The sequence below is a fragment of the Streptomyces sp. 2A115 genome, from assembly GCF_052245575.1.
Classification (GTDB): domain Bacteria; phylum Actinomycetota; class Actinomycetes; order Streptomycetales; family Streptomycetaceae; genus Streptomyces.
Genome location: NZ_JBQQCG010000027.1, coordinates 119,773 through 125,965, shown reverse-complemented (window position 1 = coordinate 125,965; position 6,193 = coordinate 119,773). Strand labels below are relative to the sequence as shown.

The window sequence follows — 6,193 nt, the reverse complement described above, 5'->3', positions numbered from 1 at the left end:
CTTAGGTAAAAGTTGGGGCGCCCCGCTCAGGGTTCACGCGTACGGGGCGAGGTCAGACCTCGACCACGACCGGCAAGATCATCGGCCGACGGCGGTAGGTGTCCGAGACCCACTTGCCCAGCGTGCGGCGGATGAGCTGCTGCATCTGGTGGGGTTCGACGACGCCGTCCTGCGCCGACCGCTCCAGGACCTCGGTGATCCTGGGGAGGACGTCGCTGAAGGCGGAGTCGTCGATGCCCGAGCCGCGGGCCTGGATGTGTGGACCACCGGTGATCTTGCCGGTGCTGGAGTCCATCACCACGAAGACCGAGATGATGCCCTCGTCTCCGAGGATCTTGCGGTCCTTGAGTGCGGGTTCGCCGACGTCGCCGACCGAGAGGCCGTCGACGTACACGTATCCGGCCTGGACCTTGCCCGTGATCTTGGCCTTGCCCTCGATGAGGTCGACGACGACGCCGTCCTCGGCGATCACGATGCGGTCGTGCGGGACGCCGGTGAGGGCGCCGAGCTCGGCGTTGGCGCGCAGGTGGCGCCATTCACCGTGGACCGGCATCAGGTTGCGCGGCTTGCAGATGTTGTAGAAGTACAGCAGCTCACCGGCGGAGGCATGGCCCGAGACGTGCACCTTGGCGTTGCCCTTGTGGACGACGTTGGCGCCCCAGCGTGTCAGGCCGTTGATGACGCGGTAGACCGCGTTCTCGTTTCCGGGGATGAGCGACGACGCCAGGATCACCGTGTCGCCCTGGACGATGCGGATCTGGTGGTCGCGGTTCGCCATCCGGGAGAGCGCGGCCATCGGTTCGCCCTGGGAACCCGTGCAGACCAGCACGATCTCGTGGTCCGGGAGGTCGTCGAGCGTCTTGACGTCGACCACCAGGCCCGGCGGGACCTTCAGGTAGCCGAGGTCACGGGCGATGCCCATGTTGCGGACCATTGAGCGGCCGACGAAAGCGACCCGGCGGCCGTACTCGTGGGCCGCGTCCAGGATCTGCTGGATCCGGTGGACGTGGCTGGCGAAGCTGGCCACGATGATCCGCTTGCGGGCGCCTCCGAAGACCTGGCGCAGGACGTTCGAGATGTCACGCTCGGGCGGGACGAAGCCCGGGACCTCGGCGTTCGTCGAGTCCGCGAGGAGGAGATCGATGCCTTCCTCGCTCAGGCGCGCGAACGCGTGCAGATCCGTGAGCCGACCGTCCAGCGGGAGCTGGTCCATCTTGAAGTCGCCGGTGTGGACCACCATGCCCGCAGGGGTGCGGATGGCGACCGCGAGGGCGTCCGGGATGGAGTGGTTGACCGCAACGAACTCGCAGTCGAAGGGGCCGATCCGCTCGCGGTGCCCCTCCGCGACTTCCAGCGTGTAGGGGCGGATGCGGTGCTCCTGGAGCTTCGCCTCGATGAGGGCGAGGGTCAGCTTGGAGCCGATCAGCGGGATGTCCGGTTTCTCGCGGAGGAGATAGGGGACGCCGCCGATGTGGTCCTCGTGACCGTGCGTGAGGACGATGCCCTCGATGTCGTCGAGGCGGTCCCTGACGGAACTGAAGTCCGGCAGGATCAGGTCGATTCCGGGCTGCTCCTCCTCGGGGAAGAGCACCCCGCAGTCGACGATCAGAAGGCGGCCGCCGTACTCGAAGACCGTCATGTTTCGGCCGATTTCGCCGAGGCCGCCGAGCGGGGTGACCCGGAGGCCGCCGTTCGGGAGCGCCGGCGGAGCGCCGAGTTCAGGATGCGGATGACTCAAAAGACTCTCCTCACCACACGCGCCACGTACCTGGCAGGGCACGTGGCGCGCGTGACGTTCGTGCAGTAGCAGTTGTCTGGGTGACGCAGGCGCTCTGGCCTGCGTGTTCGTACGTATTCAGTTGTGAAGTCTGTGTTAGAGCTGTACCCCGCCGGCGGCAAGATCGATCTTGAGCTGGGCGGTCTCCTCGGGCGACAGGCCGACCATGGGCAGGCGCAGCGGTCCAGCGGGCAGGCCCTGGAGGGCGAGCGCGGCCTTGGTCGTCATGACGCCCTGGGTGCGGAACATGCCGGTGAAGACCGGGAGCAGCTTCTGGTGAATCTCGGTGGCCTTCTGGACGTCGCCGCTGATGTACGCGTCGATCATGGCCCGCAGCTCGGGGGTGACGACGTGACCGACGACGGAGACGAAGCCGACCGCGCCCACGGAGAGCAGCGGCAGGTTCAGCATGTCGTCGCCGGAGTACCAGGCGAGGTCGCAGCGGGCGATGGCCCAGCTGGCGCGGCCGAGGTCGCCCTTGGCGTCCTTGTTCGCGACGATACGCGGGTGCTCGGACAGGCGCACGAGCGTTTCCGTGTTGATCGGTACGCCACTGCGGCCGGGGATGTCGTAGAGCATCACCGGGAGTTCGGTCGCGTCGGCGATCGCCGCGAAGTGGCGGTACAGGCCCTCCTGTGGGGGCTTGTTGTAGTACGGCGTCACGGTGAGCAGGCCGTGTGCGCCGGTCTTTTCGGCGGCTCGGGCCAGCTCGATGCTGTGGTGCGTGTCGTTCGTGCCGACCCCGGCGACGATGTGGGCGCGGTCGCCGACCGCCTCCAGTACGGCTCGTACGAGATCCGCTTTCTCCGCGTCGCTGGTGGTCGGGGATTCACCCGTGGTGCCGTTGATGATCAGGCCGTCGTTGCCTGCGTCCACCAGGTGGGTAGCGAGCCGCTGCGCGCCGTCGAGGTCGAGTGCGCCATCCGCCGTGAAGGGCGTGACCATGGCGGTGAGGACCCGCCCGAAGGGGGTCTGCGGAGTGGAGGTCGGAGCCATGGGTAACACGCTACTCGCTGCTCAACGTGCGGTCTGCCCTCGGGGGAGTCGACAAGTCATGACAAAGGTGGAACCCGGCACTGCCTGCTCGGGGGTTCAAGCAGTGCCGGGTCCGTTTGATCAGGCTAGATGAACTTCGCGAAATGCCGCAATACGGACACTTCACTCGGCTGACCCGTACAGATGTGCCCGACGGGGCGATGGAGGTGCGCTACGGCGCCACGCGCCCGTTGGCGTTGAAGGCGGCGTACGTGAGGGGCATGAGCTTCGCCCACTCCGCCTCCATCTTCTCGCCGACCATCTCGATCTCCCGCTGCGGGAAGGACGGGATCTTGGCGAGCTCGTGCTGCGTGCGCAGGCCCAGGAAGTGCATCAGCGAACGGGCGTTGCACGTCGCGTACATCGACGAGAAGAGGCCCACCGGGAGGACCGCACGGGCGACTTCGCGGGCGACCCCGGCGGCGAGCATCTCCTGGTACGCCTCATACGCGTGACGGTAGGAGTCCTCCATGACGCGGCCCGTGAGCTCCTGCTGGGCCTGGGTGCCCTCCACGAAGACGTACTTGCCGGGGCGACCCTCCTGGACCAGCTTGCGGGACTCGGCCGGGACGTAGAAGACCGGCTGGAGCTCCCTGTACCGACCCGACTCCTCGTTGTACGACCAGCCCACGCGGTGCCGCATGAACTCGCGGAAAACGAAAATCGGGGCGCTGACGAAGAAGGTCATCGAGTTGTGCTCGAAGGGGCTGCCGTGCCGGTCCCGCATCAGAAAGTTGATCAGACCCTTGGAACGCTCCGGGTCCTTCCCCAGCTCGTCCAGGGACTGCTCCCCGACGGTCGAGACGCGGGCGGCGAACAGTACGTCGGAGTCGGAGGCTGTGTGCTTGACCAGCTCGACGGAGACATCACTGCGGAAGCTGGGCTTGGGGTCGTCGGCGGGTGTGTCGGTCACGGCTTGGAGAGTCCTTCCCATCGCTGCTCGGGCGGCGTCCACTCTACGGCTCGGCACTGACAACGGGGCGTGCGGTGCCGTGCCGCGACATTCTTTGCCGAACTTCTGCGAATTCGGTGAAAGTGGGCACCATTTGGGGCATCCGCTCGTCTGTGTTGGTGACAGTGATTCGTTCGAGTCACCCGATCCCTTCGAGTCTCCTGAGGAGAAGCAAGCCCCATGTTGCGTCGGCGCGAGCCCGTTCCGTTCGCCTTCATCGCCGAAGCCGACAAGTTCCGTAGCAACGTCACCCGCCCGCCGCGGGAGCGCGTCTCCGCCGGAGAGATAGCCGGCCGATGGCTCATAGGTCTCACCGTTGTCGCGGGCCTCGCAGGCTCCCTCCTCCTGGGTCTGCCCGCGCTGTCGGTCGACCAGTCACCTGCGCGTACGCAGCAATCCGAAGCGTCACAGGGGCGCTGACTCTCCCCCATGGCCCGAATGGCGCGGGAGGACCCCCACAGGACCCCCAAGGGTGGTGAGCGGGGACACCGCTAGGTAGCCTCACCGGGCATAGCCCATGCGTGGATTGAGTGAGGATCCGTCGTGCCCCTGCCCTTCCTGACCGCCGACCGCGCCTTTGACGAGGTCACGGATGATCTCGCGTTGCCGTTCGACGACCGCGACCACTGGCGGCGCCCCTACCGGCCCGGTCCGTGGCGGGTCGGTGCGGCCGCGCTTCTGCTGCTGCTCGCGTCGTACGTGCTGTTCGCGGCGGTCATCATCGCCATGACCGGCACTCTGTCCGCCGGCGCGGTGTGCCTGGGGATCGCGGCGGTCGTCATCGTGTGCGCCCTGCGACTGCTGCGCATGGGCGCGTGGGTGAGCGCGTACGGTCTCCGCCGCGTGCGCTTCCTCAGTACTCATACGGCGCCGTGGGCGCAGGTCGGGGTGGTGCGGACGGTCCAGCAACCGGTGCGCTGGTTCGGACTGCCGCGCACGGTGCAGGGGCAGGCGCTCGTCCTCGTCCGCAGGGACCGGTCGGGTGACGATCCGACTCCGCTGCTGACCACACACGACGCGGACTTCCTGGGACGCCCGGAGGCCTTCGACCGGGCGGCGGACGGCGTCGAGGTGTGGGCGGACGAATACCGGCAGTCCGCCTGAGCGACAGTACGACCTCAGCCGCAGCACGAAGGGGCCGGTCCGCGGGTGTGCGGATCGGCCCCTTCGGCGTGTCGATGTCGTACCGCTGTCATGGCGCTGCTGTCGTGGCGCTCAGGCCCGTACCGGCTTTCCCTCATGCAGGGCGATCGCGTGCTGCATCGCCTTGCGGGCGCGTGGGGTGTCGCGGGCGTCGTGGTAGGCGATCGCGAGGCGGAACCAGCTGCGCCAGTCATCGGGAGCGTCCTCCGTCTCGGCCTTGCGCCGGGTGAAGACCTCGTCGGCCGAGTCGCGGTCGATGCGGCCGCCCGGCGTGCGCTTCAACTCGTCGACGGGCAGGCCGCCTTCGGCGTCGAGTTCGGCGGCGAGCTGGTTGGCCTTCTTGACGAACTGGGTGTTCTTCCAGAGGAACCAGATGCCGATCACCGGCAGGACGAGGACTGCGATGCCGAAGGTGACGGTGAGCAGCGTGCCGTTCCGTATCAGCATCAGCCCGCGGCTGCCGACCAGGACGAAGTAGACGACCAGGACGGCGGCCGTGACGGCGTAAGTGATCTTCGCGCGCATCGCTGCTACTTCAGATCCAGGAAGTGTTCCAGGCCGAAAGTGAGGCCCGGGGTGTCCACGACGCGACGTACGCCGAGCAGGATGCCCGGCATGAAGCTGCTGTGGTGCAGCGAGTCGTGGCGGATGGTGAGGGTCTCCCCCTCGGCGCCGAGCAGCACCTCCTGGTGGGCGAGCAGGCCGCGCAGCCGCACCGCGTGTACGGGGACGCCGTCGACGTTCGCGCCGCGCGCGCCGTCCAGGGCCGTCACTGTGGCGTCGGGCTGTGCGGCGCTGCCCGCCTGCTGCCGGGCGGCGGCGATGAGCTGGGCGGTGCGGGTGGCGGTGCCGCTCGGGGCGTCCACCTTCTTCGGGTGGTGCAGCTCGATGACCTCGACCGACTCGAAGTAGGGCGCCGCGACCTGGGCGAACTTCATGGTGAGGACGGCGCCGATGGAGAAGTTCGGGGCGATGAGTACGCCCGTCTCCTGCGACGCGGCGAGCGAGGTGTTCAGCTGCGCGAGGCGCTCGTCGGTCCAGCCCGTCGTACCCACCACTGCGTGGACGCCGTGGCGCACGCAGAAGTCGAGGTTGCCCATGACCGAGGCGGGCGTGGTCAGTTCGACGACCACCTGGGTGCCGACGTCCACCAGCGTCTCGAGTTTGTCGTCGCGGCCGAGGGCGGCCACCAGCTCCATGTCATCGGCGGCCTCGACGGCTCGTACCGCCTCGGATCCGATACGGCCCTTGGCTCCGAGGACCGCCACGCGCAGCTTGCTCATGTT

Annotated in this window: 7 protein-coding genes; 2 read left to right on the top strand and 5 right to left on the bottom strand. The window is 67.9% G+C overall.

All coding sequences use genetic code 11. The annotated features are described in order from the left end of the window. Positions 1-52: 52 nt before the first annotated feature. The 3 genes from ACTWQR_RS24050 to thyX form a co-directional block, all read right to left on the bottom strand. Positions 53-1,738 (bottom strand): ribonuclease J, encoded by a 1,686-nt coding sequence (locus ACTWQR_RS24050; protein ID WP_443229204.1) that lies wholly within the window; start codon positions 1,736-1,738, stop codon positions 53-55. Between the two features lie 135 nt (positions 1,739-1,873). After that, positions 1,874-2,773, bottom strand: coding sequence for a 4-hydroxy-tetrahydrodipicolinate synthase (dapA, locus tag ACTWQR_RS24045; protein ID WP_443229203.1), 900 nt, complete (start codon positions 2,771-2,773; stop codon positions 1,874-1,876). A 211-nt stretch (positions 2,774-2,984) separates the two neighbouring features. Then, positions 2,985-3,725 carry an FAD-dependent thymidylate synthase gene (gene thyX, locus ACTWQR_RS24040; protein WP_443229202.1) on the bottom strand — a complete coding sequence of 247 codons (741 nt, stop codon included), beginning with the start codon at positions 3,723-3,725 and terminating at the stop codon, positions 2,985-2,987. A gap of 219 nt (positions 3,726-3,944) precedes the next feature. Between thyX and ACTWQR_RS24035 the strand changes: the two genes are divergently transcribed. Continuing rightward, positions 3,945-4,184, top strand: a complete 240-nt coding sequence (locus ACTWQR_RS24035) for a hypothetical protein (RefSeq protein ID WP_443229201.1) — start codon at positions 3,945-3,947, stop codon at positions 4,182-4,184. A 123-nt stretch (positions 4,185-4,307) separates the two neighbouring features. Then, positions 4,308-4,868, top strand: coding sequence for a hypothetical protein (locus ACTWQR_RS24030; protein WP_443229200.1), 561 nt, complete (start codon positions 4,308-4,310; stop codon positions 4,866-4,868). Positions 4,869-4,979: 111 nt separating this feature from the next. Here ACTWQR_RS24030 and ACTWQR_RS24025 read toward each other — a convergent pair whose 3' ends face one another. Both ACTWQR_RS24025 and dapB read right to left on the bottom strand, forming a co-directional pair. Next, positions 4,980-5,432, bottom strand: coding sequence for a hypothetical protein (locus tag ACTWQR_RS24025; protein WP_443229199.1), 453 nt, complete (start codon positions 5,430-5,432; stop codon positions 4,980-4,982). Between the two features lie 5 nt (positions 5,433-5,437). Continuing rightward, positions 5,438-6,190, bottom strand: coding sequence for a 4-hydroxy-tetrahydrodipicolinate reductase (gene dapB / locus ACTWQR_RS24020; RefSeq protein WP_443229198.1), 753 nt, complete (start codon positions 6,188-6,190; stop codon positions 5,438-5,440). Positions 6,191-6,193: the final 3 nt, after the last annotated feature.

Excerpts from the sequence above, each read along its gene's own strand:
- dapA (WP_443229203.1), bottom strand. The coding sequence starts at position 2,773 with ATGGCTCCGACCTCCACTCCGCAGACCCCCTTCGGGCGGGTCCTCACC.
- ACTWQR_RS24035 (WP_443229201.1), top strand. The coding sequence starts at position 3,945 with ATGTTGCGTCGGCGCGAGCCCGTTCCGTTCGCCTTCATCGCCGAAGCC.
- ACTWQR_RS24025 (WP_443229199.1), bottom strand. The coding sequence starts at position 5,432 with ATGCGCGCGAAGATCACTTACGCCGTCACGGCCGCCGTCCTGGTCGTC.
- dapB (WP_443229198.1), bottom strand. The coding sequence starts at position 6,190 with ATGAGCAAGCTGCGCGTGGCGGTCCTCGGAGCCAAGGGCCGTATCGGA.